Origin of the sequence: Arabiibacter massiliensis (assembly GCF_902386925.1) — a bacterium.
In the GTDB taxonomy this organism is placed as follows: domain Bacteria; phylum Actinomycetota; class Coriobacteriia; order Coriobacteriales; family Eggerthellaceae; genus Arabiibacter; species Arabiibacter massiliensis.
The window spans coordinates 426,961-449,368 of sequence record NZ_LR698996.1 but is presented as its reverse complement, the minus strand read 5'-3'; the positions used below and the strand labels follow the sequence as shown (position 1 = coordinate 449,368).

General features: G+C 67.4%; 20 protein-coding genes. 2 read left to right on the top strand and 18 right to left on the bottom strand.

Annotation, left to right across the window (positions count from 1 at the left end; translation table 11 throughout):
• Nucleotides 1-26: 26 nt before the first annotated feature.
• From FX134_RS01895 to FX134_RS01835, 13 genes are all read right to left on the bottom strand, one after another.
• The gene (locus FX134_RS01895; protein WP_080797282.1) at nt 27-488 is read right to left on the bottom strand and encodes a hydrogenase 3 maturation endopeptidase HyCI; all 462 of its coding nucleotides are present in this window, start codon (nt 486-488) and stop codon (nt 27-29) included.
• Nucleotides 485-967 carry a formate hydrogenlyase maturation protein HycH gene (hycH, locus tag FX134_RS01890; protein ID WP_197735958.1) on the bottom strand — a complete coding sequence of 161 codons (483 nt, stop codon included), beginning with the start codon at nt 965-967 and terminating at the stop codon, nt 485-487. Before hycH ends, FX134_RS01895 begins: the two co-directional genes overlap by 4 nt.
• On the bottom strand, nt 964-1,803 hold the full coding sequence (locus FX134_RS01885; RefSeq protein WP_080797281.1) for an NADH-quinone oxidoreductase subunit B family protein: 840 nt from the start codon (nt 1,801-1,803) through the stop codon (nt 964-966). The genes hycH and FX134_RS01885 overlap by 4 nt, the downstream gene beginning before the upstream one ends.
• Nucleotides 1,803-2,339, bottom strand: coding sequence for a formate hydrogenlyase complex iron-sulfur subunit (locus FX134_RS01880; protein ID WP_080797280.1), 537 nt, complete (start codon nt 2,337-2,339; stop codon nt 1,803-1,805). The genes FX134_RS01885 and FX134_RS01880 overlap by 1 nt, the downstream gene beginning before the upstream one ends.
• A gap of 9 nt (nt 2,340-2,348) precedes the next feature.
• Nucleotides 2,349-4,079 carry a hydrogenase large subunit gene (locus tag FX134_RS01875; protein ID WP_080797279.1) on the bottom strand — a complete coding sequence of 577 codons (1,731 nt, stop codon included), beginning with the start codon at nt 4,077-4,079 and terminating at the stop codon, nt 2,349-2,351.
• Between the two features lie 7 nt (nt 4,080-4,086).
• Entirely contained in the window at nt 4,087-5,679 is a 1,593-nt protein-coding gene (locus FX134_RS01870) for a hydrogenase 4 subunit F (RefSeq protein ID WP_080797278.1), read from the bottom strand.
• Nucleotides 5,680-5,688: 9 nt separating this feature from the next.
• A complete protein-coding gene (gene hyfE / locus FX134_RS01865) occupies nt 5,689-6,342 on the bottom strand; it encodes a hydrogenase 4 membrane subunit (RefSeq protein WP_080797277.1) in 654 nt (217 codons plus the stop codon).
• A 10-nt stretch (nt 6,343-6,352) separates the two neighbouring features.
• Nucleotides 6,353-7,804 (bottom strand): hydrogenase 4 subunit D, encoded by a 1,452-nt coding sequence (locus FX134_RS01860; protein WP_080797276.1) that lies wholly within the window; start codon nt 7,802-7,804, stop codon nt 6,353-6,355.
• 22 nt (nt 7,805-7,826) lie between these two features.
• Nucleotides 7,827-8,756 (bottom strand): respiratory chain complex I subunit 1 family protein, encoded by a 930-nt coding sequence (locus tag FX134_RS01855; RefSeq protein ID WP_080797275.1) that lies wholly within the window; start codon nt 8,754-8,756, stop codon nt 7,827-7,829.
• 13 nt (nt 8,757-8,769) lie between these two features.
• Complete coding sequence (gene hyfB / locus FX134_RS01850) at nt 8,770-10,800, bottom strand: hydrogenase 4 subunit B (protein WP_080797274.1); 2,031 nt, start codon at nt 10,798-10,800, stop codon at nt 8,770-8,772.
• Nucleotides 10,797-11,387 carry a 4Fe-4S dicluster domain-containing protein gene (locus tag FX134_RS01845; protein ID WP_080797273.1) on the bottom strand — a complete coding sequence of 197 codons (591 nt, stop codon included), beginning with the start codon at nt 11,385-11,387 and terminating at the stop codon, nt 10,797-10,799. The genes hyfB and FX134_RS01845 overlap by 4 nt, the downstream gene beginning before the upstream one ends.
• 74 nt (nt 11,388-11,461) lie before the next feature.
• The gene (fdhF, locus tag FX134_RS01840) at nt 11,462-13,678 is read right to left on the bottom strand and encodes a formate dehydrogenase subunit alpha (RefSeq protein ID WP_080797272.1); all 2,217 of its coding nucleotides are present in this window, start codon (nt 13,676-13,678) and stop codon (nt 11,462-11,464) included.
• A 17-nt stretch (nt 13,679-13,695) separates the two neighbouring features.
• Nucleotides 13,696-14,250 carry a 4Fe-4S dicluster domain-containing protein gene (locus FX134_RS01835; RefSeq protein ID WP_080797271.1) on the bottom strand — a complete coding sequence of 185 codons (555 nt, stop codon included), beginning with the start codon at nt 14,248-14,250 and terminating at the stop codon, nt 13,696-13,698.
• A gap of 392 nt (nt 14,251-14,642) precedes the next feature.
• On the opposite strand from FX134_RS01835, the gene FX134_RS01830 reads away from it, so the two are divergent.
• Complete coding sequence (locus FX134_RS01830; RefSeq protein WP_172623336.1) at nt 14,643-14,939, top strand: type II toxin-antitoxin system RelB/DinJ family antitoxin; 297 nt, start codon at nt 14,643-14,645, stop codon at nt 14,937-14,939.
• A 15-nt stretch (nt 14,940-14,954) separates the two neighbouring features.
• Entirely contained in the window at nt 14,955-15,326 is a 372-nt protein-coding gene (locus tag FX134_RS01825) for a PIN domain-containing protein (RefSeq protein ID WP_080797269.1), read from the top strand.
• Between the two features lie 7 nt (nt 15,327-15,333).
• Here FX134_RS01825 and FX134_RS01820 read toward each other — a convergent pair whose 3' ends face one another.
• From FX134_RS01820 to FX134_RS01800, 5 genes are all read right to left on the bottom strand, one after another.
• Complete coding sequence (locus FX134_RS01820) at nt 15,334-17,766, bottom strand: glycoside hydrolase family 3 C-terminal domain-containing protein (protein ID WP_080797268.1); 2,433 nt, start codon at nt 17,764-17,766, stop codon at nt 15,334-15,336.
• Between the two features lie 406 nt (nt 17,767-18,172).
• On the bottom strand, nt 18,173-19,657 hold the full coding sequence (locus FX134_RS01815) for an APC family permease (protein WP_080797267.1): 1,485 nt from the start codon (nt 19,655-19,657) through the stop codon (nt 18,173-18,175).
• A 128-nt stretch (nt 19,658-19,785) separates the two neighbouring features.
• On the bottom strand, nt 19,786-21,015 hold the full coding sequence (locus FX134_RS01810) for a serine/threonine protein kinase (protein WP_172623335.1): 1,230 nt from the start codon (nt 21,013-21,015) through the stop codon (nt 19,786-19,788).
• 128 nt (nt 21,016-21,143) lie between these two features.
• On the bottom strand, nt 21,144-21,563 hold the full coding sequence (locus tag FX134_RS01805; protein ID WP_080797265.1) for a transcriptional regulator: 420 nt from the start codon (nt 21,561-21,563) through the stop codon (nt 21,144-21,146).
• A gap of 94 nt (nt 21,564-21,657) precedes the next feature.
• On the bottom strand, nt 21,658-22,407 hold the full coding sequence (locus FX134_RS01800) for a DUF5067 domain-containing protein (RefSeq protein WP_172623334.1): 750 nt from the start codon (nt 22,405-22,407) through the stop codon (nt 21,658-21,660).
• Nucleotide 22,408: the final 1 nt, after the last annotated feature.

Below are 22,408 nucleotides of genomic sequence, written 5' to 3'. Positions count from 1 at the left end.
TCTCCCCTTTTATGCCAAAGGCTCCGTCAGCCGTCCATGGTCGCGTACCCCGAGAAGTCCCCGCCCGCGCGCAGGCAGGCCGCTATGTCGTCGAGCGCGGCGCGCACCTCGGGCGACAGCGGCTCGAAGAACTCGGTCGAGCGCAGCTGGATGCCCAGAAACGTCACGTCGTCGCAGATGCCCTGCAGCTCGCCCAGCAGAAACGAGATGGGCAGCGAGTGCGTGGTGATGAGGAACTGCCGCGCCACGTCGTCCACGCCGAGCCGGCGCACCGCCCCCGGCCAGAGTCCCATCTGCGCCGCGTCCACCAGCACGATGCGCTCGGGGGCGGCGCGGCGGATCACCGCGAGGTCGTCCTCGGGCGTCTGCCCGCCGTCCACCACGTCCCAGCCCTCCACCGGGTCGTCCTCGAGCATCTTGGCCAGCATCGGCCCCGCAGCGTCGTCGCCGCGCAGCACGCTGCCAACCGTGAACACGATGCCGCTCATGAGGTCCGCCTCGCCATCACGTACACCGACGGCTCGTCGCGCACCTTCAGCAGCAGATCCACGAGCCCCATGAGCGCCGCCGTCTCGTCGGCCGAGAGCGCGATGCGGGTCTTGCCGGGCTCGTTGAACACGTCGAGCGAGGCCAGGGCCGCGCGCGCCGCGGGCAGCAGCACGCCCACGTGCGCCTTGTCGATCTCTATCTCGCCGAAGCGCGATACGCCTTCAAGCTTGTAGCGCGCCTCCTCGTCGTCCATGAGCGCCACGAGCTTCTCGTAGGTGGCAAGCGGCATGGCAAGCGCCCGCTCGAAGCAGTCGATGACGCCGGTGTGGTGCCCCACGGCCAGCGTGTAGTACAAAACGTCGCTCGCGTCCTCGGGCACCGAGGCGGCGCTGTCCACGAACTTCCGCGTCAGGCGGAAGAACGACACCGCCTCTCCCTGGGCCCGCACGGCGTCGACGGCTGCGGGCACCGCGCTCACGGCCGCACCCCCACGACCTTGGCGGCCACGAGGTCCTTCAGGTCGGCGTACACCTCGGCCTTGCGGGGATCCTGCTCGGCGGCCACCAGGGCGGCAAGCGACGCCATCACGTCCCCGCCGTCCTCGGGCGAGAGCGCCTCCATGAACCTATCCACCAGATCGCGCCCGTAGCGGTACCCCGACATGAGGCGCGCCTCGCGCTCCAGCTCCACCCGCAGCTTGTAGGGGATGTCGGCGTGCAGAAGCGGCGCCTGCTCGCCCTCCCCTTCCACGAGCGCCTTGGCGTGCAGCTTCTGGCCCAATAGCCCCAGCGCGACGGCGAACCCGTAGATGGTCTGCGCCGGCGAGGGCGGGCATCCCGGGATGTACACGTCCACCGGCATGAGCTTGTCGGTGCCGCCCCACACGCAGTAGTTGTCGTGGAAGATGCCGCCCGTGCACCCGCACGCGCCGTAGCTCACCACGAGCTTCGGGTCGGGGGCGGCCTCGTAGGCGCGCAGGGCCGGCATGCGCATGGCGCGCGTCACCGCCCCCGTGTACACCAGGATATCGGCGTGGCGCGGGCTCGCCATGTTCTTGATGCCGAAGCGCTCGGCGTCGAACACCGGCGTGATGGTGGCGAATATCTCGATCTCGCACGCGTTGCAGCCGCCGCAGTCCACGCGGTAGATGTACACCGAGCGCTTGATGTCGTTCAAGAGCGCGGCCTTCGCGGCGACTATCTTGTCGTCGAGCTCCTTCTTGTCCAGGCGATGCTGCAGGCTCTCGGGAAACACGATGCCCTTGCCCGCGCCCGCCCGGACCGGCGCCGTCGCCGTCGTTGCGATCTCAGCCATTATCGTCCTCCTTGCGCGTCGGTCGCCCGCTTGGCGGCCAAACCGTCGGCGCGGCGCTTGCAGGCAGGGCACACGCCCGCCAGCTCCACGGCCGCCTCGCCTTCCGGCGACGACTCCATGCCGCCCAGAAGCCTCACCGCATAGTCCACTTCCTTGCGCGGCGCGAAGTAGCGGCCGCATTCCGAGCACGTCTGCAGCTGGTAGGTGCACGACTCCACAAGGTCGTCCTTGCACATCACCGCCAGCTCGAACTCGCTTCCCAGGCGGATGGCCTCGAGCGGGCACACCTCCTCGCAGCGGCCGCAGAAGATGCAGCGGCCGTAGTCGATGGACCAGGTGATGGTGCCGGCCTTTTCATCGGCCGCCATCTGGATGGCGTTCGGTGGGCAGGCCACGGCGCAGGCGGCGCAGGCGATGCAGCGCTCCAGGTCGTGCTCGGGCTTGCCGCGCATGTCCGGCGTCGTCTCCAGCGGCGCGAACGGGTACTTCACCGTGGCGTCGCCGGTCTTCAGTATGTTGCGCAACGTCTTCAGCATGGCGTCCCCCTAATCCTTCAGCGGAGAGTGGGTGCGGCGACGGCAGTAGGATTCCAGCTGCGTCTTCGTGAGCACCGTGCTCGTGCGCTTGTTCACATCCACCACGGTCACGCGGTCGGTGCACGAGTAGCACGGGTCCATGCTGCCCACGATGAGCGCGGCGTCGGAGATGGTGTTGCCGCGGAACATGTAGCGCAGGATGGGCCAGTTGCTGTACGTGGCCGCCTTCGCGCGCCAGCGGTAGCACTTCTGGTTGTCGCCCGTCATGGCCCAGTGGGTGTCCTCGCCGCGCGGCGCCTCGGTGAAGCCGAGGGCGAACTTATGCGGCGTGTACGTCCAGTGCTCGGTGAGGATGGGGCCGGCCGGCGCGTTCTCCAGCATGCTCTCGATCATGTCGAGCGAGGCCAAGAACTCGTCGATACGCACGAGCGTGCGGCTCTTCACGTCGCAGCCGTCGTGGCTGGCCGCCTTGAACGAGCCCATGAGGCTCTTGTAGCCGTCGAAGGGATGGTCGAAGCGCACGTCGCGGGCGAAGCCGCTGCCGCGCACGCAGGGCCCCACCGGGCTGAACGCGCGGGCCACCTTCGGGTCGAGGATGCCCACGCCCTCGGTGCGGGCGAGGAAGTTCGGCGTGGACATGAGCTCGTCCACGAGCGCGGCCACCTCCTGGCGCAGCTCGCCTACCAGGCGCAGGGTGGCCGTCTTCTGCTCGGCCAGGATGTCGCGGCGCACGCCGCCGATGAGGTTCAGGCCGTAGGTCTTGCGGTGGCCGGTGAGCAGCTCGGCCAGGTCCATGGACTTCTCGCGCACGCGGAAGAAGTGCATGAAGCCCGTGTCGAAGCCGCAGTAGTGGCACACGAGCCCCAGGTTGAGCAGGTGCGAATGCAGGCGCTCGACCTCGAGCAGGATGGCGCGGATGTACTGCGCGCGCAGCGGCACCTCGATGCCCTGGGACTTCTCCACCGCCTCGGCGTAGGCCACCGAGTGCGCGCATCCGCAGATGCCGCAGATGCGGTCGGCCAGAAACGTGACGGCGTCGTAGTTCAGGCGCGCCTCGGCCACCTTCTCCATGCCGCGGTGCACGTAGAACAGCCGGTAGTCGGCGTCCACGATCTCCTCGCCCTCCACGAACAGGCGGAAGTGCCCCGGCTCGTCGGAGGTGATGTGCAAGGGCCCCATGGGTATCTCGGTGGTCTCGCGCCCGTCCGTCTCGGCCAGAAACGAGTAGTTCTCCACATCGGACACCGGCGCGGGACGGCGGCGGTAGTCCATCGCGTCCTTGCGCAGCGGGTAGAGGCCGTCGGGCCAGTCGTCGGGCAGCACCAGGCGGCGCTCGTCGGGCAGCCCCACGGGCACCAGGCCGAACATGTCGCGCACCTCGCGCTCGCTCCACACGCAGGCGGGCACGCGCGGCGTCACGCTGGGAAACGAGCACGTTTCAGGATCCACCTCGGCGCGCACCGTGAGGTAGCACTTGTCCTCTTCCTCCATGGACAGCACGTAGTACAGCGCGTAGACGCCGCTGATCGCGCGCTCGTCGTTGCCCACCATCATGGGCAGCCAGCCGCCGCGCTGCCAGTAGAGGAACTCCATCACGTCGGGCAGCGAATCCGTGGCCACCGTGATGGTGAGCTGGTCTTCCGCCTGCCAGGCGGCATCTTTCATCACGCCGGGGAAGCGCTTGCGCACCGCTTCGACGTGGGAGGCGCCGATGCGGGCGCTTTCAGTCGTCTTCTTCATGAGGGCCTCACTCCTTAACCGACGCGCCCGCCGACGGCGAGTCCTGCGCCTGGTCGGTCATGGCGAACAGATCCTTGAACAGCGGCGCCTCATGCAGCACGTCGGTGTCCTCCTGCAGCACGATGGCCGTTGCCGACTCGATGCCGTTGAGCACCGGCTGCGGCAGGGCCACGCCGAACCACAGGAGCATGGCCACGAGCGCGATCTCGGGCGCGAGGGCCACCCAGCCCACGTCGCCCTTCTCCATGCCCTCGGGCGGCGTGCCCATCACGGCCTGCGTCACCACGTGCACGCAGGCGGCGATCACGATGGTCAGCGCGATGGCGAACACCACCACGATGACGAAGTTGCCGCTCACCACGCCGGAGATGAACGCCAGGACCTCGGAGATGAACATCGCGAAGGGCGGAAAGCCCGCCAGCGCGAAGAAGCCGATGGCCATGACCACGCCGGTGACCGGGGCCACCTTCAGGATGCCGCTGATCTTGTTCAGGTCGCGCGTGCCGTACTTCATGAGCACGTTGCCCGACACGCAGAACAGAAGCGCCTTGGTCATGCCGTGGGTCACGCAGTGCAGAAGCGCCGCGGCCACGCCGAGCGGCCCGCCGAAGCCCAGGCACAGCGCCACGATGCCCACGTTCTCGCAGGAGTGGTACGCCAGCTTGCGCTTGAGGTCGTCCTGCGAGAACACGGCGAGCGCCGCGATGCCCACCGAGCAGATGCCCAGGATGAGCATGACCGTCTGCGGGAACGCAGGGCCGAGCGCCTGGACGGCCAGGATGTAGAACCGGATGATGATGAGCATGGCGCATTTCAGCAGCACGCCGGACAGCAGGCCCGACACCGGGCTCGGCGCCTCGGAGTGCGCGTCGGGCAGCCAGGTGTGCATGGGGAACAGGCCCGCCTTCGTGCCGAAGCCGATGGCGGCGAACACGAACGCGATCTCCATGAGCATGACGTCGAACTGCGAGGCGTAGGGCAGAAGCGACGTCCAGAACACGGCCTGGTGCGCGTCGGCCATCACGTCGGCGGCGTTGGCGTACACCACCACGGTGCCGTACAGGCCGAACGCCACGCCCGCCGTGCACACGATGATGTACTTCCACGCGGCCTCCATGCACAGCTTCGTGGTGTAGGCGCCCACCAGGAACACGGTGGACAGCGTGGTGGCCTCGATGGCCACCCACATCATGATGATGTTGTTGGACATGGCCACCACGAGCATGGTGAACACAAACAGGTTGAAGAACGCGTAGTACTGCTTCACCTGCGAGGGGTTCATGTGGCCGATCTTCACGTCGTTTCGGATGTAGGAGAGCGAGTAGAAGCCGGTGAGGAACCCGATGACGCCGATGAGCGCCACGAACACGCTGCCCAGAGCGTCGAGGTGGAACCAGAGGCCTATGGCGTCGATGGGAGTGCCAGACGTCATGACCTGGGCCACCAGGTAGAGCGACAGCAGCAGCACCGCGGCGAGCGAGGCCAGGTGCACGGCCTCGTACACGGCGCGCGGCACGGTTTTGGACGGCAGCGCGGCCATGAGGAGCGAGGCCGCCAGCGGCACCGCCATCAGCACGACTACCAGCATTGAGTAATCCATGAGGGCACCCTAGCCTTTCAGTTCCATGAGGTCGTCGGCGTCCAAGGTGCGCGCGTTCCTGTAGATGCGCACGACCATGATCGCCATGATGATGACCGCGAAGAACGCGTCGGTGGCGATGCCCACTTCCACGAGCTCGGGCGCCTGGGGCGCGAGCAGCGCCAGCGTCACGTGCGAGCCGTTCTCCATGAGGCAGTACCCGAATATCTGCTTGACGATGTTGCGCTGCGTGACGATGCACGTGAGCCCGATGAAGAAGTGCGCGAGCGAGATGGCCAGCGCCGGCTTCACCTCGGCCACGATGGGCAGCTCGACGCCCTGGGCCACCACGAAGCACAGATACACCTCCACGGCGATGACCACGATGGTCTTCACCGGCGAGAGGCGCGACTCCAAACCCGCTCCGGCGTCGCCGAGCTTCTTCACGGTGAACAGGATGATGCCGGGCACCACGAGCACCTTCGTGACGAAGGCCGTGCCCGCCCAGGTGAACAGCTCGCTCGACCCGGTGACCGAGCCCAGCGCCGCGAACAGCGCCACGATGACGAGCGACTGCACCGCGTAGAGGTACGCCGCCCTCTTGGGGGCCCGCGCCAGCACCACGAGCATCGAGGTGACGACGAGCAGGCCTCCGAGAATATTGATTATCGAGAATCCAGTCATATCTCTCCTCCTAGCCCAGCCACGCTGCGGCGATGAAGCTCGACGCCACGGCCATGACGATCAACACCGCGAGCACTCCGGCCATGGGCTTGGGCAGCGGGGCCGCGTCGGCCACCGTCTCGGACGGCTGGCCAGGCAGCACGCTTCCCATCCACTTGAGGAACCAGGCGAAGCAGCCCACCGTCTCCACCAGGGCCACGATCACGATGAGCATGAGCACCCAGTTGCCCTGCGCCGCCGCGAAGCTGCCCGAGAAGATGGCGAACTTGCTGAAGAAGCCGTTCAGGGGCGGCACGCCCGCGATGGCGAGCGCGGCGAAGGCGAAGCCCACGCCCAGCAGCGGCTGCTTCTTCAGCACGCCCTTGATCTGCGGCAGCATGCGGGTGCCCAGCGTGTAGCTGAACGCCCCGGCCACGAGGAAGAACAGGGTCTTCGCGAACGCATGGTTGAACATGTGCATCACGCCGCCCTCGAAGGCCAGATCGCTTCCGAAGATGAAGAAGCCGAACGCCAGGAAGATGTAGGAGAGCTGCGAGATGGTCGAGAACGCGAGAAGGCGCTTCATATCCTTCTGGGGCAGGTACATGAAGAAGCTGAACAGCATGGTGGCGATGGCGCCGACGACCACGACCCAGCCCACGATCTCGGGCACGCCGGCAGCCGCGAGCACCTCGCGGGCGAACACCGCCACGCCCACCTTCACCATGGACGCGCCATGCAGGTAGGCCGACACCGGCGTAGGGGCCTCCATGGCGGAGGGCAGCCACATGTACAGCGGCAGCTGGGCCGACTTGCCCCAGGCCGCCCACAGCACGCACAGCAGGACGAACGCCTTCCACCAGCCGTCGAGCTGGGCGATGGCGTCCACCGCGAACGTACCGGTCTGCAGGTAGAGCGCGCCGGCCGCCACGTACAGGCCGATGGAGGCGAGATGCGTGAGGATGAGCGCCTTCATGGCCGACTTGCGGGCCGTGGGCGTGTCGTAGTAGCCGATGAGCGCCCACGAGCACGCGCCGGTGATCTCGAAGAACACGAGCTGCCCCACCACGGTTGAGCTGAACACGACGCCGGCCATGGCGCCGATGAACACCGTGAAGAACGCGTAGAACCTCCGGCGCGGCGCGTCGGGATGCTCGCGGTTGCCCTTGTTCATGTAGCCCACCGAGTAGATGGATATGAGCAGGCCGATGCCGACGAAGCACGGGGCCAGCATCACGCTCATCTTGTCGAACACGAATCCCAGGATCTCGGCGTCGCCCAGCATGGCGAACGTGACCGTGACCGAATCGAGGCCGCTGCCGGCGAAGGCGGCCCACAAACCCGCGGTGAGCGCCGTCGAGGCGGCGGCGGCTGCAACGCACAGCCATTTGGCGGCGCGTTGCGGGGCCATCACGATGACCACGGCCGCGATGAACGGGACGACGATCGAGGCGATGGCGAGAACCGACAAAGTTGTCTCCATGGTTTCCAATCCTCCCTATCGCCTAGACGCCCAGGACGCAGAACACGAACGCGAGGGCGGACACGCCCACCACCGTCCACGTCTGGCGCCCCATGAGCTTGTAACGGACGCGCGCCACGAGGTTCTCCACCAGCGAGCAGGCGAAGAACACGACGGCGAGCTTGGCCACGTACGCGACGAGCCCCAGCGCGAGCGCCGGAAGCGTGGGCTCCACCGCGCTGCCGAAAGGCAGGAACACGGCGATGAACAGGCTCGCCACGATGATCTGCTTCATGGACAGCGACATCTTCACCATGGCCAGCGACGCGCCGGAGTACTCGGCCAAAGGGCCTTCCTGTATCTCCTGCTCGGCCTCGGCCATGTCGTAGGGCAGCTTGCCCAGCTCGATGTAGCAGGCGATGGCGAACGCCGCGCCCGCCACCACCACGGCCACGGGGGCGCCGGCCGAAAGCGATCCGATCATGGCCCCCATGCCGCCGATGTTGGTGGTGCCCGTCGCGAGGGCCGCCACCAGAAGCGCCAGCATCATGGAGGGCTCCACCAGCACGCCCACCAGAAGCTCGCGGATGCCGCCCACGCCCGCATAGGCGTTGGAGCTGTCCACGCCGGACAGCGCGAAGAAGAAGCGCGGCAGGGCCATGAGGTAGATGATGGTGATGATGTCGCCGAGCACCGGCACGGGGCACAGGCGCGTGATCATGGGCACGCCGCACGCCAGCACGAGCATCGTGCCGAAGAACAGCGGCGGCATGAGGCGCGAGACGAAGCTCGAATCGGCCGTGTGCACGTCTTGGCGCTTGAGCAGCTTGAATATATCGTAGTAGTCCTGCAGGATGGACGGCCCGCGGCGCGTGTGCATCTTGGCCCGCAGCCAGCGCGCGCCTCCCGACACGAGCGGGGCCAAAAGCACCAGCAGGAGGCACTGCACGATCGCTATGATGATCTCAGTCATTTGCGCTACCTCCCTACTTCACCAGAACGGACAGGCAGAGGAAGAACACGAGCGCCGCCACGATGTACACGATGTACTTGCGGAAGTCGCCGCCCTCTATCTTCTGCACCTGATGGCTGACCCACGTGACGAGCGCGGCCACGGTGTCCACGAGGTACTTGTCGCCGACCGTCTCGGCCACCGACGCGCCCTTCACCGTGCCCTCGAACAGCGCCACGAACCGGCCGCTTTGGCGCGACACGATGGCGCGCATGCGGTAGAGCGGCTCCAGGAACATGTTCACCTGCGAGGCGAAGCTCGTCGCGATGACGGGCATCTCGCCCTCGGGATGGTAGCCGCACGCCCACGGGTCGCGCCGCTCGGCCACGCCGCCACGGCCCAGGAGCGCCCGCAGCGCGATGGGCAGGGCCACCAGGGCTATGAGCAGCACGGCCATGAACGGCGTGGACACGATGGAGCCCAGATCGGGGTTCACGAGCGTGGCGCCCAGGACCACCGGCGCATCGGCCAGGGCCGCCACCGGTGCCATGACGGAGCGGGCGATGCCGTCCATCGCAGGGGCGATCCACGGAGCGCCCACGCCCAGGATCACGCAGAGCGCGGCCAGAAGCACCATGCCGAACTTCATGGCGCCGGGCACCTCATGGGCGTCGCGGGCCGCCTGGGAGCGCGGCGCGGAGAGGAACGACACGCCGTAGGCCTTCACGAAGCAGGTGACGGCGAGCGCGCCGGTCAGGGCAAGCGCCACGATGCCGATGGCCGCGACGATCTTCACGACGGCGTCGCCGCCGAAGGCCGCGCTGAACATGGACTGGTAGGTGAACCACTCGGACACGAAGCCGTTGAGCGGCGGGATGGCGGAGATGGCGAGCGAGCCTATGAGGAAGCACATCGCCGTGACCGGCATGACGCGCGCCAGGCCGCCCATCTTCTCCATGTTGCGCGTGCCCGTGGCATGCAGCACCGAGCCCGCGCCCAGGAACAGCAGGCCCTTGAACAGGGCGTGGTTGAGCAGATGGTAGAGCCCCGCCATGAGGCCCACCACGGCGAGCACCGGCTGGCCGAGCGCCACGCCGATGAAGCCCACGCCCACGCCGAGCAGGATGATGCCGATGTTCTCCACGGAGTGGTACGCGAGCAGGCGCTTCAGGTCGTGCTCCGCGAGCGCGTACACCACGCCGAGCACCGAGGACACCGCGCCGAACAGCAGCACCACGATGCCCCACCACAGCTCCACCTGGCAGGACTGCAGAAGGTCGAGCCCCACCTTGATCATGCCGAACACGCCGATCTTGATCATGCCGCCCGACATGAGGGCCGACACGTTCGAAGGGGCCGCGGGGTGGGCCTGCGGCAGCCACGAATGGAACGGCACCATGCCCGCCTTGCAGCCGAAGCCGATGAAGGCCAGCATGAACACCGTGCCGGCCACCGGGGCCGCGAAGGCGGTCTCGCGGAAGGACTGGAACTCGAAGCTGCCCGTGATGCCCGCCATGGTGAAGAACCCGATCATGATGAGCAGGAAGCCCACATGCGCCATGATGAGGTAGAGGAACCCGCCCTTGATGGACTTCTCGTCCTGCTCGATGATGACGAGGAAGTACGAGCTCAGCGACATGAGCTCGAAGAACACGAGGAACCAGAACGCGTTGTCCGCGCAGATGACCAGCATCATCGACGCCACGAACAGGTTCATGAAGAACCCGGCCACGCCGAGTCCCTTGCCCCGGTACTCGTCGAAGTACTTGAGGCCGTACACCCACGCCGCGAGCGCGAGCAGCGAGATAACGCCTATGAGCAGGCCCGAAAGCGGGTTCAGCAGAAGCGTGAACGCCGCGAAGGAAAACGGCGTGGCCACGCTGGAAAGCTCGGCCGGCCCGAAGATGGCCGCGAGCGCCGCGGCGATGCCCACGAGGGCGGCCAGCGCGCCGAACACGCAGCCGACGGCCTTGGAGACCTGCTCGGAGCGCTTCAGCAGAAGCGATGCCACCCCGCCGACGCACGAGATGCACACCGATGTCAAAAGCAAAGCAGTCGCGCTCATTTCGCCCTCCTCACGGCCGCGATCTCAGGGCCCATGACCCCGTTCTTACCCGCAGCCTCGAGGCGCTTGCCCTTCACGGACGCGTCCGCATCCATGGTGGTCACGTACTCGAGGGCGTTGGTGGGGCACGCGGGCACGCAGTGCGGCCCCTCCTGGTCGTACGCGCACAGATCGCACTTGACCGCGCACGTGTACACGCCTATCTCCCACTGCAGCAGCGGATCCAAGCTGGCTGGAAACGTCGGCGTCTTCACCATCGTGCCCGCTACGCCCGCGACGGACGTGCCGGCCGGATGGATGGCGCCGAACGGGCACACGATGCCGCACAGCTTGCATCCGATGCAGCGCTGCTCGTTCACGATGATCGCGCCCTTTTGGCGGTAGATGGCGTTCACGGGGCACGCCGCAGCGCACGGCGCCCCCTCGCAATGATGGCAGGTGACAGCTGCCGAGATATCGCGGGTCATGACCATGGCGAGACGCGGCTCGCCCTGCAGCCCCACCGCGCGATGCCCCTCGCTGCACGCCGCCCGGCAGGTGCCGCAGCCTATGCACCTGTCAGGATGTATGGCGATGAATCGATTCACATCCGCTCCTTGATCTTCCGAGGGCCCGGAAGCCTGCGAGGCTTCCGGGCCCGTTGCGCGCGAGCGCGCTTCCTCTACGCGAGAACCGGTTGCGGCGCAGCCTCCTCGAGGCTCTTCGCAGCGGCCGGATCGACGTCCTGCAGGGCCGCCGTGTCGGCCAGCTCCTGCTTGAGGGCCCCGTAGAGCTCCTGCAGATGCTGCTCGGCCCATACCTGGTCCTCGATGCCCTCGACCTGGCAGGCGCTGAACTTATCCTCGGGCGTGTGCGAGCGCGGATCGACGGCGTGGAGCGTCAGGTTATTGCACTTGCCGATCCACCACTGGTAGGTCATGTACACCGTGCCCTTGTTGATGCGCTCGTCCACCACCGCGCGGCTCATGGCCTCGCCGCGGCGCGAGAAGGCGCGCACGAGCTCGCCGTCGCGGATGCCGCGGGCCTCGGCGTCGATCGGGTTGATGTGCAGCTCGCCGGGCTCCTCCGCCAGAAGCGACAGCGCGCGGCAGTTGCCGGTCATCGAGCGGCAGGAGTAGTGCCCCACCTCGCGCACGGTGCACAGGATGAGCGGGTACTCCTCGTCGGGAAGCTCGGTGGGCGGCTCCCAATCGTGCGCCATGAGGTTGGCGCGGTTGTCGGGCGTGGTGAACGTGCCGCCCGGGAACATGTCGGGCGAGCCGGGATGCTCGAGCGTGGGGATGGGCCACTGGGCGTGCCCGGTGCCCTCCATCTTCTCGTAGGTGGCGCCGTAGAACGTGGGGCAGAGCTCGCGCACCTCGTCCCAGATCTCCTTCGTGTCCTCGTAGTGCATGGGGTAGCCCATGCGGGTGGACAGCTCCTGGAAGATCTGCCAATCGTGCTTGCACTCCCCCTTCGGCGGCACGGCGGCCGTGAAGCGCTGGAACGTGCGGTCCGACGCGGTGAACACGCCGTCGTGCTCGCCCCAGGACGTGCCCGGGAAGATGACGTCGGCGATGAGCGTGGTCTGCGTCATGAAGATGTCCTGGCAGATGAAGAGGTCCAGGTCCTTCAGCTGGCGCTTGAGCTCGATGGCGTCGGGCTCGGTCTGCAGCGGATCCTCGCCGAAGTTGTAGAACGCGTGCACCTTGCCCTCGTCCACGTTGTGGCCCACGTCGGTGAGCTTGTAGCCCACGTGGTCGGAGAGCTTCTCCACCGGCACGCCCCATGCCTTCGCGAACTTCTCGCGCATGGCGGGGTCCTCCACCTTCTGGTAGCCCGGATAGAGGTTGGGCAGCATCCCCATGTCGCAGGAGCCCTGCACGTTGTTCTGGCCGCGCACGGGCGCCAGGCCCGAGTTCGGCTTGCCGATCTGGCCCGAGATGCAGGCGAGCGCGGCGAGCGAGTGCACGGTGAGCACGTTCTGCTTCTGCTGGGCCACGCCCATGCCCCAGCCCACGATGGACGACGGCTGGGCGGTGGCGTACATGCGCGCCGCGCGGCGCATCGTCTCGGGATCGACGCCCGTGATGTGGGCGACGGACTCCGGCGTGTAGTTCTTGATGGTCTCCCACCACTCGTCGAAGCCGTTGGTGTGCTCTTCGATGAATTTCTTGTCATGCAGGTTCTCGGTGACGATGGCGTTCATGAAGGCGTTCAGGAACGCGACGTTGCAGCCGTTGTTGATCTGCATGTAGATGTCGGCGATGCGCGCGGTTTCGATGACGCGCGGGTCGGCGACGATGATCTTGGCGCCCTTCTCCTTGGCGCGCACGATGCGGCGCGACACGATGGGGTGCGATGCGCTCGGATTGTAGCCGAACAGGAAAATGCAGCCCGCGTCCTCCATACCGGGGATCGAGCAGCTCATGCAACCGGAACCTACTGTGTCCATCAGACCGATGACAGTGGGGCCGTGTCAAGTTCGCGCGCAGTTGTCTATGTTGTTCGTCCCGATGCAGGCGCGCGTGAACTTCTGCATGACGTAGTTGGCCTCGTTGCCCGGGCCGCGCGAGGAGCCGGTGAGCATGATGGAGTCGGGGCCGTACTTCTCCTTGATCTCCATGAGCTTCTTCGCGGTGAAGTCGAGCGCCTCGTCCCACGACACGCGCTCGAGCTCCGCATCCTTCGTGCGGCGGATCATCGGGTGGTAGATGCGGGGCGTGAGGATCTTCGTGTCGTTGATGAAGTCGTAGCCGTGCAGGCCCTTCAGGCACAGCTCGCCTTGGTTCGTGATGCCGTCGAGGCCCTCGGCCCCCACGACCTTGCCGTTGTCCACCAGCAGGTCGAGCTTGCAGCCCGCTCCGCAGTAGGGGCATACGGCCATGTGCTTTTCCATGGTGCTCCCTTCTCCTCTTACGCGAGAACCGGGTTGAGCGGCAGGCTGGAGATGGACTCCGCCGCCTCGGCCGCCGCGCGGTTCTTCTGCTTGATGCCCGCTTCCAGCACATCCTCGTCCACCAGCACGAGGCCCTTCGTGGGACACGCCTGCACGCAGGCCGGGCCCTCGGGACGGTCGACGCACAGGTCGCACTTGATGACGACCGGCTTGTCGGACTCGCCGATGACCAGGCTGCCCAGCTTCGTGACCACGTGACGCGTGGCGATGGTGACCGCTCCGTAGGGGCAGGCCATCACGCAGCCGCTGCAGCCGATGCAGCGCTCCGCGCGCACGCCTACCCGGTTGTGCTCCGCGTCCAGGTACAGCGCGCCCGTGGGGCACGCCGCGGCGCACGGAGCGTCGGCGCAGTGGTGGCACACGATGGGCGCCGACACGTTAAGCGTGGTGACCAGGTTCAGACGGGCCTGCGCCACGTCGTCGCACACATCGTGCTTGGAGAGGCAGGCCGCCATGCAGGTTTTGCACCCTATGCAGACCCCGGGGTCCGCTATGACGAATTTGTTGCCCATAGTCTCTTCTCTCGTCTCGCTTGAGGAAAGCCCGCCCGGCGCGCCTTGTGCACGGCCCCCGCGCGGCTTTCCCTGCTTCGGTTTCAGACCGGATGCAGCCCCCTTCGTGCTCACCGCCTTCCCCCATCGTTGGCTGCACATATAATTCATAACTACCTGTCGGCGAATATAGGGTGCGTCGATCAGGTTGTCAAGGATGATTTTCAAAAACGGAAGCATGTCGATGTGGAATTCATTTTACCTGATGAATAGCTATGTATCGCGTTTTATCGACCCCTCAGCAAAAAGTTTACGCCCAACGCCGCTGTCGGGAAGGGTTCCCTTCGTCTGAATATTCGTGTATGATAATTGAAGTACAAATTGTGGATTTTACGAAGAGAGGGGTGCGGAAAATGGCCAAAGAGGCGCTTCTTCAGGTGCGTATCGACCCGCAGGACAAGCGCGACGCCGAGCAGCTGTACGCTTCCATGGGAACGAGCCTTTCGGAGGCCGTGAGGATGTTCGTCAACCAAAGTTTGCTCGACCAGCGCATGCCCTTCACCCCCACGAGCCTGAACAAGAAGGGCTCGGGGCGGGCCTACGGCGTGCTCAACGTGTTCGCCAGCCCCACGAAGCGCGAGCAGGAGCGCGACGCCTGGATCGCCTCGCTCAGCATGAAGGCCGAAAGCGAGCTGCGCAATAAGAAGTAGCGGAGAGGGGAAGCCATGTTCACCATCATCGACGAGACGGTCATACTGCGCTACGTGCTGAAGGACAACAAGCGCCACGCCGAGGAGGCGGCCGCCGTCATCGCCACCGGGCGCGCCTACACCTACCCCGAGATCATCGCGCGCGTGGCCGTGACGCTGCGCGACGTGTACCACGTGCCCCGCACGATGATCGGCGAGACGCTCAACATGCTGCTCGACGACATCTGCGTGAGCGAGGAGGATATCATCAGGCTGGCCTGCCGCTACTTCGGCGCCTACCCGCTCGACTTCACCGACAGCATGCTGGTGGCGCGCAACGTCCTACGCGGCTACCGCGTGAAGAGCTTCGACAAGACCATCCTCAAGCGCACCCTGCCCGACGTGTGAGGCTTCCCTACCCCTCCCGGGAGGCGGCCGCCTGCGCGGCGCTCTTCGGGCGCTTGAGGCGCGAGAGCTTCCTGAAGCCGCGGATGAAGCGGTAGTTGAGGATGTCCACGATGCCGTCGATCACGCTCATGTCCATGCCCGACATGGCCAGCGCGCGCAGCGGCAGGTCCATGAACGTGCGGTAGGCCACGTCGCGCAGGTCGGCGTCGCCGCGCACGAAGAGCTTCAGCTCGTGGCGCAGCACGGCGTGCACGATGCGCCCGATGAGCGACGACTTGAGGTCGCCCACCGTGGCGTTGGCCGTGTAGGGGCGCAAAGGCACGATCTGCTTGGGGAACGGGCGGCCGTAGAGCGCGCGGAACGCCTCGTCATCGAAGCCGCCGGGGCGCGGGCGGCGGTAGGCTTCGGGCGCGCCGTCGTCTGCGGCGGGCGCGCCGGCCAGATGCACCTTCTGCGTAAGGCGCACGTCGCGGCTCGAGGCGGCGGCGCGCAGCTCCCAGGCACCGGCCTCCACCTGCCACGCGCCCGCTTTCGCGTCCCAGTAAGCGAAGGCGCGGCGCGGCACCGCAAGCTGCACGCGCCGGGCCTCGCCGGGCTCCAGGCGCACCTTCGCGAACGCGGCCAGCTGCTGCGGGGGCTTGAACGCGCCGGATTCGCGCTCGCACGGCGCTACGTAGAGCTGCACGGCCTCGGCGCCTGCGCGCGGGCCCGTGTTCTCCACCGTGAGCGACACATGGAAGGCGGGCGCGTCCAGGCCGAGAGTGCCGTCGGGGCCGGGACCCGCCGCCCCCGCCGTCGGGTCCACCCGCAGGTCGCGGTAGGCGAACGCGGTGTAGGTGAGTCCGTGGCCGAAGGGGAACGCCGGCTCCACGCCCGCGGCGTCGTAGTAGCGATACCCTATGTAGATGCTCTCGCGGTAGCGCGCCTGGCGGCCCGGCGCGGGAAAGCCCTCTTCTCCGCAGGGCACGTCGGCCAGGCGCGCGGGCCACGTCTCGGCGAGCTTGCCCGAAGGATTCGCCGCGCCCAGCACGATATCGGCGAGCGCGCCTCCGCCCTGGCAGCCCGCCAGGTACACGGCGAGCACCGCCCCGGCCGCCGCGCGCCACGGCAGCTCCACGGGCGCGCCTGCCTGCACCGCCACGGCCGTGCGCGGGTTCGCGGCGCACACGCGCTCCGCCAGGCGGTCGCAGCCCTTCGGCAGGCGCAGGTGCGCGCGGTCGGCGCCTTCGGATTCCGCCGCGTCGGGCAGCCCCACCACCACCAGCGCGCAGTCGGCCGCCGCACCGGCGGCCTCGGCCTCTGCCAGCTGCTCCTCGGTCGCCTCGCCCGAAACCGCGTCGTATCCCTCGGCAAAGATGCAGCGCGCGCCCGCGGTCGCAAGGGCGTCCCACACATTATCGAGCGCCACCGGGTTGATCTTCGACGACCCTGCGCCCTGGTAGCGCGGGCGTTTCGCGAACGCGCCGATCACCGCGATGGTCGCGCCCGGCGAAAACGGCAGCGTGCCATCGTTTTGTAGCAGCACGGCGCTCTCCGCGGCCACGCGGCGCGCGAGCGCGAGACGGGCCGCGACGTCGAGCGGCTCAGCGGGCGGGCGCGCGCCTTCGCACCGCTCGTGCAGCTCGAGCACCCGGCGCACGGCGTCGTCCAGCGCCGCCGCTTCGATGCGCCCCGCGCGCACGGCGGTCGCCACATCAGCCTGGTAGTCGCGCCGAGGCCCCGGCATCACCACGTCGAGGCCCGCAGGAAGGCTGCGCCCGTTGTCGTTCTGCGCACCCCAATCGGCCACCATCGCGCCGTCGAAGCCCCACTCCCCTCGCGCCACGTCCCGCATGAGCCAGGCGTTCTCGGTGCAGTACGTGCCGTTGAGCAGGTTGTACGCGCCCATGAGCGTCCACGGGCGGGCGCGCTGCACCACGCGGCGGAACGGCTCCAGGTACAGCTCGCGCAGCGCGCGGTCGTCCACCACCGAATCCGAGATGAGGCGGTACGTCTCCTGGTTGTTCGCGGCGAAGTGCTTAGGCGAAGCGCCCACGCCCGCCTCCTGCATGCCCTCCACGTAGGCCGCGCCCAACTCGCCGGAGAGCAGCGGATCCTCGCTGAAGTATTCGAAGTTGCGGCCGCAGCGCGGGTCGCGCTTGAGGTTCACGCCGGGCCCCAGCACCACCGACACCCCCTGCTCGCGCGCCTCGCAGGCGAGCGCCGCGCCCACCTCGCGCAGCAGGCTCTCATCGAACGAGCACGCCGCCGCACTCGCCGTGGGAAAGCACACCGCCGGCTCGCTGGCGGAAAGCCCCAGGTTGTCGGCCGGCCCCTCCTGCTTGCGCAGGCCGTGCGGGCCGTCGGCCATCATGAGCGGGGGCACCCCCAGCCGCGGGCAGCCGCCCAGATGCCAGTAGTCCGCGCCCACCGGGCACGCGCACTTCTCCTCCAGCGTCATGGCCGCCACGACGGCGTCGATGTCCCGTCCCGCTTCCGTCCCCGCGCTCCTCCGAACGACTATCCTTCGGCAAGCATCGTATCACAACCCCCACGATGTCAGACGCCTTGTCATCCTGAGCGGAGCGCGAAGCGCGGAGTCGAAGGATCCCGTTTGGCGTCAGCCGGAAACGCCACAGCTGTCGCCGCGCGGGATCCTTCGACTTCGCTCCCTTCGGTCGCTCCGCTCAGGATGGCATCCCGGACGAGCGTGCTGGACAGAATCGAAGGATATGGGAACGGAAACGCGATTCGGGGTCATGCGAGAACGGGGAAACCCCAGGTCGCGAGAAACTTCACTGCGCCAACCGCGCCAGCGCGTTCCCACAGCCTTCGATTCTGTCCATGATGCTGACAATCATCCTTCCCTACTGCCCTATCCGCACGTTGCGTTTCAGCACGAAGCGCAGCACCAGGTAGTAGACGATGCCGAGGGTCATCCAGATGAGGCCGATGGTCTTCGCCTGGATGTCGAGGCCCCACCATGTGTAGCCGATGACCGCGAGGCCCGCGAGCGGCACCAGCAGGTGCGCCACCCAGCGTCCGTCGCGCTTCTTGATGAAGAAGTACCAGATGACAGTCACGTGCAGCAGCAGAAACGCCGTGAGCGCGCCGAAGTTCACGAACAGCGAGATGGTGTCGGTGCCAAGACGTCCGAACGTGAGCACGATCACGAGCGTGAGCACGCCCACGAACAGGGTGGCGATATACGGCGTGCGGTACTTCGGGTGGATCTTCGCGAGCGGCCGGGGCAGGTTGCCGTCGCGCCCCATAGCGAAGAGTATCCGCGACACCGCCGTCTGCGCGGCAAGCGCCGTGAACAAACCCCACGACACGGCCGTGGCCACCGCGCACACCACGTAGAGCGCCCGCCCTCCCACCACTTGCGCCACCAGATAGAACGCGTTGTTGGAGTCCTGCGCGAACACGGCGCCGTCGGGGCTGATGGCGCTCGCGATGTAGGTCTGCAGCACGAAGAACGTGCCCACCACGGCGAGCGCTATCATCATGGCGCGCCCCGGCCCGCGCCGGCCGTCCTTCGCCTCCTCGGAGAGCGTGGCGATGCCGTCGAACCCCAGAAACGACAGCACGGCCAGCGACACCGCGCTGATCACCACGTTGGGGTCGAACGTGGCCGGGTTGTAGAAGGGCTTCAGCGTGAAGCCGTGCGAGTCGGGGCTCGTAGCCAGCCAGTACACACCCAGCGCCACGAACACCAGAAGCACGAGAATCTCAAGTGCGAGCGCGATGCGGTCCACCACGTTGGCCAGCTGCACGCCCCGCACGTTGATGAACGTATTGAACACCACGAACGCCACCGCGAACGCCCACACGGGAATCTCGGGGATGATGCCGTGCAGCGCCGTGGAGGCCACCACGTACAGAAGCACCGGCGAGAGGATGTAGTCTAAAAGCAGCGTCCAGCCCGACACGAAGCCGATGCCCTTGCCCAGCCCGCGCGTGGTGTAGGCGTACACCGAGCCCGATGCCGGGAACTCCTTGATGAGCATGCCGTAGGACAGCGCCGTGAACACCATGGCGAGCGTGCCCACCAGATACGCGAGCGCCGGCATGCCGCCGGAGTCCTGGAACACGCCGCCGTAGATGCCCATGGGCGCGATGGGCACCATGAAGATGAGCCCGTATACCACCAGGTCGGGTACCGTGAGCACGCGCTTGAGCCCGGAGCCGCCCGGCTTCGCGGAGGCCTCCTCGGACGCGGCGGGGGTGCGCGCCGGCGCCGCATCGGCGGGCCGCACCTCGAAGGCGGCGGCGCGCTTGGAGGGCTCGGCGGCATGCCGGACGTGCTGGGTGCTGCGCGCGGAGGCGCGGGTATGGGTGTCGTCGGCCATGCGCCGGCTCCTTTCGCCAGGGTGGGAGGCGCGCGGCTCGCGCGCGGATCGATTCCCGTAACTCTAGCGGGAAGGCAGGGGGCGTCCAACCTCTCGCGCCAAGGCGTTGACCAGGCGTGGCGCGGTTGTCAGATGCCGAAGAGGTCGAGGACGCCGAACACGAGCACGCAGACGGCGAACCCGGCGAGCACGACGAGAAGCTCCGTGCGCAGCCGCGGCTCGGGCAGATGCGGCGCGATCCGGCGCAGCGGACGGCGGTCGCGCAGGACGAGGAGCGCCGGCCAGAAGAAGAGGACGACAAGCGAGCCATAGGCCACGGCCCGGTAGGCGATCGATTCGGCAGCCATCGAGGAGCCCGCCTCCGGCTGGAGCGCCAGGCTGCCCGCCACGAGGGCGAACAGCGCGAGCAGAAGGAGGATCGCCATGTCCCACACGACGCCGACCCACAGGGGGAGCCGCTCGGTCGTCCTCACGGACCTCGGCGCGGCGGGCTTAGCAGCGGGCAAGGGCGCGGGGGCGGGAGCGGGCTGCGGCGTGGCGGCACCGCCGACCCCGAGCGCCCCTTCGGCCGCCGCGAACGCGCGCTCGAGTTCGACGACGCTCGCGTAGCGCGCCTCCGGGTCGAACGCGGTCGCCCGTTCGATCACGAGGCGCAGCGGCTCGGGCACCTGCGGCGAGCGGAAGCGCTCCTTGCGGGCCTTCGCGTCGGGGGTCTTCTCCGTCAGGCAGAAGTACAAAAGCATGCCGAGCGCGTACACGTCCGAGCGCACGTCGGTCTGCCCGAAGCCGAACTGCTCGGGCGGCGCGTAGGCGCGCGTGCCGAAGCGCCGCGTATCCTCCTCGGCCTCCTCGTCGAAGGTGCGCGCGATGCCGAAGTCGATGACGGTGAGGCCATCCTGTGTGACCATGATGTTCGATGGCTTGAGATCGCGGTGGATAATGGGCGGGTCGAAGCCCTCGTGCAGCTCGCGCACCGCCTCGCACAGACGGGGGAACAGATCGTAGGCCAACTCCACCGATGGGTCGCAGCGGTACACCGCATCGGCAAGCGTCTCGCCCCGCACATGCTCCATCACCACCGCGCGCCGATCCCCCACCGCATACCAGTCGATGATCTGCGGCAGGTGGAGGAAGCGCCGGCCGGCGCGCTGCGCCTGCCCTATGCGCTCGTAGGCCGCGCCAAGCCCCGCCTCGCCATCGAGGTACTTGCGCACATACGGCCCCTGCTCAGCGCCATTCGCACCCACGAAGAACACGCGCTGCGTCGTTTCGAAGGGGCCTTCCTTCAGCACGGCATCCACGCGGTAGCAGTCGTCGCGCGCGAGGGAGTCGAGGTGTTCGGCTAGTTCTTCATGCATGGCATCCATGGTAGCAGATCGCGCATACCCCGCAGCCGACACCCGGCCTGCCGCGACCAGCGAAGCGCCGGCAGCGGCCTCGGCATCAGGGTCGGCGTCGGCGCGCGCATGCGGCCGCGGGCGCATGCTCAACAGATGGTCTCCTCGCCGAACCGGTAGAGCTCCTCGTCGGTTTTCTGCAGGCTGCAGCCGCGATCCAGGCAGAAGATGATGATGGCGTCGCGCCGGTTCTTGCAGTACAGCTCGTTCGCGCCCGCGGCCTGCAGAAGCCGGTCGGCCTCCTTGAGCGTGAGCTTCATGGCGAAGGCGAGCTGCAGCACCTTGTTGCGCGACGCGCCGCGCTGCCCCATGAAGATCTGATAGCCGAACGTCTCGTTGAGTCCCGCCGCGCGGACGACGTCGACCCGCTCGAGGCCCTTCTCGTCGAGCAGCTCCTGCAGGTACTCCGGCAGGGTGCGCTTGGCGAGCCGATGGCGGTCGGCGAACGCGCGCGGATCGGGCGCCGCCAGCAGCTCCTGCAACAGCTCCTCTGTCAACGGCTCTTTCACTCGTCGCTTCCTTCGCCTTCGCTTGATGTTCTTCTCCATGGTAGCAGAAAGCGGCGCACGGGCGGATCGCCCCCCCCCTGCGCCGCCGCGGCGCTTAGGCGACCGAGAACGTCTTCTGGGCCAGCACGGCATCATCCATGCTGATGAGCTCCGTGCACTCCACGCTCACATCGGACTGGTCGTCCAGAGCGTAGGCCATCTGCACGGTGGCGGTCGCGCCCGGCTTGACCTCGTTCATGGAGCTCTGCGCATCGATGTCCTGCACGATGCCCGTATCGAGCTGCACCCCGTTCTGGAACGCCTTCGCCGAGACGGCCACGATGAAGCTCTGCGGCTTGTCGGAGTTGTTGGCGAACGTGTACGTGACCACGATGGCGGGCGCGCCCGAGTAATCCTGCGTCACCTGGCAATCGTCGATGCTCACCGCGTACTTCGCCTGCTTGCCCTCGTCGGACCCGCTTGCGGGCACGGGCTGCCCCGCGTCGGTCGCAGCGGGCGGCGTTGTCGAGGAGGAGCTTGCGTTGCCGGCAGCCTCGTCGAGGGCCGCGCTGAACATCGCCTGCGTTGCAAGCACCACGACGATGGATACGACGCAGATGGCCAGGGCGGCTATGGCGAGGGCCTTCCCGCGGCGCTTGCCGCGCACCGTGCCGACGATGCCCACGATGGCGAACACCAGCCCCAGCAGGGCCAAAACGAACGAGAAGTTGTTGATGAACGGCAGAAAGGAGGTGAGCAGCGCGAGGATGCCCAGCACCAGACCGGCTATGCCCATTGCCGTCATCGGCTGCGGCGCCTCGTAGCGACGGCCTCCCGGAGCTCCGGGCGTTTGGTATTCGTTCATG